This window comes from Paraburkholderia sp. (assembly GCF_035501035.1).
In the GTDB taxonomy this organism is placed as follows: Bacteria; Pseudomonadota; Gammaproteobacteria; order Burkholderiales; family Burkholderiaceae; genus Paraburkholderia.
In genome coordinates this window covers 1-2,770 of the sequence record NZ_DATJWR010000477.1, presented here as the reverse complement: position 1 = coordinate 2,770, position 2,770 = coordinate 1, and the positions used below count along the sequence as shown (strand labels likewise).

Genomic DNA, 2,770 nt, shown 5'->3' with positions numbered 1-2,770 from the left:
GGCCACACCACGACGCTGCCCGTCAGCATCGAAGACATCGCGTATCACACCGCGTGCGTGGCGCGCGCGCAACCTAAGGCGCTGATCATCGCCGATCTGCCGTTCGGCACCTTCGGCACGCCCGAGGACGCCTTCGCGAATTCGGTGAAGCTCATGCGCGCCGGCGCGCAGATGGTGAAGCTCGAGGGCGGCGAATGGCTCGCGCCCACGGTGAAGATGCTGGTGGAGCGCGCCGTGCCCGTGTGCGCGCACATCGGGCTCACGCCGCAGTCGGTGCACGCGTTCGGCGGCTTCAAGGTACAGGGCAAGAGCGACGCGGCCGCCACGCAGTTGATTCGCGATGCGCTCGCGCTCCAGGACGCGGGCGCGCAGCTCGTCGTGATCGAGGCGGTGCCGGCGGCGCTCGGTGCGGAAGTCACGAAGCAGTTGCGCATTCCGACCATCGGCATCGGCGCGGGTGTGGACTGCTCGGGCCAGGTGCTCGTGCTGCACGACATGCTCGGCATTTTCCCCGGCAAACGGCCGCGCTTCGTGAAGGACTTCATGACGGGGCAGCCGGATATCGAATCGGCCGTGCGCGCATATGTGAAGGCCGTGAAGGACGGCACGTTCCCGGGACCGGAACACGTGTTCTGATCTGACTCGGCGATCCCGATCCGCCCAGCAGCATGAAAAAAGCGCGCTCCTTGCGGGGCGCGCTTTGCTTTTGGGCTCGGCTTTTATGCTCAGCTCACGCGATACGTTGCGACAGCGGCAACCGGATCGGTTTCATCGCTGCAGCCGTGCCGGCACCGCGCCGCGCAGCGCATTCGTCAACAGCAACGCTTCGGCGTTGAGCACGTCGTCGCGCGTGAGCACGCGCTCCTTCGCGCCGAACGTCGCGTCGTCGAGCAGCACGCCGCGCATCACGCCAGGCAGCACGCCCGAGGCGAGCGGCGGCGTCCACCATTGGCCGCCGAGCTTCACGAACACGTTCGTGCGTCCGCCTTCGGTCAGCTCGCCGCGCTCGTTGAAGAACAGCATGTCGAATGCGCCCTGCGCCTCGGCCTCGCGCCACCCGCGGTCGAATTCGGCGCGGCGCGTGGTCTTGCGCAGCAGCAACGCGTCGGCGGACGCGACCGGCGCGAAGCCGTGATCCGAAGCGAGCAGCACGCCCACGGTGTCGTGCGCGAGCGGCGCAAGCGGCGCGCTGGCAAGCGTTGCCGCCCCGCTCTTGCCAAGCGCAAGACGCAGACGGTGCGGCGTGTCTTCGTCGGCAAACGTGGCACAGGTTTGCGCGAGCCGCGCGCGCAATGCCTCGATGTCGCAGGCAAACCCAAACCACGCCGCGCTCGCGGCGAGCCGCGCGAGATGGCGCTCGACATGGCGTACACCCTGTGCGCGCGTCGCGTACATCGTCTCGAAGCATTCGATGGCCGGATCGGCATCGGTAAGAAAGCGGGCTTTCAAACGGCATTCCTCGTATTCGTCGGCGGCCACGCTGTCGAGCACGATGCCGGCGCCCACGCCCATCTCGCCGCGCCTCGTGGCGAACGCGCCCGCGTCGGCGGCCGGCGCTTCGAGCGTCAGCGTGCGGATTGCGACCGAGAGGCAGAAGTCGCCGCAAGCCTCGTCTTCGCCCGGCGGCTCGAGCCAGCCGATGGTGCCCGTGTAGAGCCCGCGCGGCGCGTGCTCTAGCGCATCGATGAGCTCCATCGTCCGGTGCTTGGGCGCGCCCGTGATCGAGCCGCAGGGAAAGAGCGCGCGCATGGCGTCGGCGAACGTCGTGCCCGCGCGCATCGTCGCTACGACCGTCGACGTCATCTGCCAGACCGAAGCATACGGCTCGACGCTGAAGAGCGCCGGCACGCGCACCGACCCCGTCTGCGCGACGCGCGACAGATCGTTGCGCAGCAGATCGACGATCATCACGTTCTCGGCGCGGTTCTTCGGATCGTTGGCGAGAAAATGCGCGGCGGCGGCGTCCTGCGCGGCGTCGGCCAAGCGTGCGGCCGTGCCCTTCATCGGTTTCGCGCGCAACGTTTGCCCGTGCTTCTCGACGAACAACTCCGGCGAGCACGAGAGCACCCAGCGGCCGTCCGGCAACGCGATCAGCGCGCCGTAACGCACGCGCTGACGCTCGCGCAGCCGCCGATAGAGCGCGAGCGGCGCGCCGAACGCTTCGAAACCGAGCCGGTACGTGTAGTTGATCTGATACGACTCGCCCGCGCGCAGCGCGTCCTGGACAGCCGCGATATCGCGCTCGAAACGCTCACGGCTCACGCCGATCGTCACGCCGGCAACGCCCGCCGGCGCGGGCGTGTCGCTGCCCTCCTGCGCGGCGAGCCACGCATCGGCCTCTTCGCGCGAGAGCTTTTCGCAGCGTTCGAACAATAAAAAACGCAGCGCGGCGTGGCCGTGCTGCGTTTCGCTGGATGACGAGGTATCGTGCTTCGCGAATTCGAGCGCGCGCCCGAACTCGTAGTCGCCGAGCACGAGCGCATGCAGTGCCGAACCCGTACCCGCGCGCCGCCCGGTATTCACCTGCGCGCACACCGCGTCGAGGTCCGCCGCGCGCTCGCACACGAACTCGCGCACGAACCCCGTATAGAGACGGCTCGTACGGCTTGCCGCCGTCGAGTCGCCGTCATCGAGCAGCGCGAAAACCGCGCCCTCAGGATTTACTGCCATTGCGTTGACTACCTGCTACTGCGTTGTGGCGCCGTAACGGCGCATCAGTCGAAGAAGCTCTTCACGCGGTCGAACCAGCTCTTGCTCTGCGGGCTGTGGC

At 68.1% G+C, this 2,770-nt stretch carries 2 protein-coding genes; one reads left to right on the top strand and one right to left on the bottom strand.

The window, feature by feature from the left end:
* On the top strand, positions 1 to 636 hold a 636-nt coding region (gene panB / locus VMJ11_RS33005), incomplete at its 5' end, for a 3-methyl-2-oxobutanoate hydroxymethyltransferase (RefSeq protein ID WP_325625306.1).
* A gap of 132 nt (positions 637 to 768) precedes the next feature.
* Here panB and pabB read toward each other — a convergent pair.
* Positions 769 to 2,670: an aminodeoxychorismate synthase component I gene (gene pabB, locus VMJ11_RS33000; RefSeq protein WP_325625304.1), complete on the bottom strand. Its 1,902-nt coding sequence runs from the start codon at positions 2,668 to 2,670 to the stop codon at positions 769 to 771.
* Positions 2,671 to 2,770 lie beyond the last annotated feature (100 nt).

Bases quoted from the DNA above. Each gene is read 5' to 3' on its own strand.
- pabB (WP_325625304.1), bottom strand. From the start codon at position 2,670: ATGGCAGTAAATCCTGAGGGCGCGGTTTTCGCGCTGCTCGATGACGGC.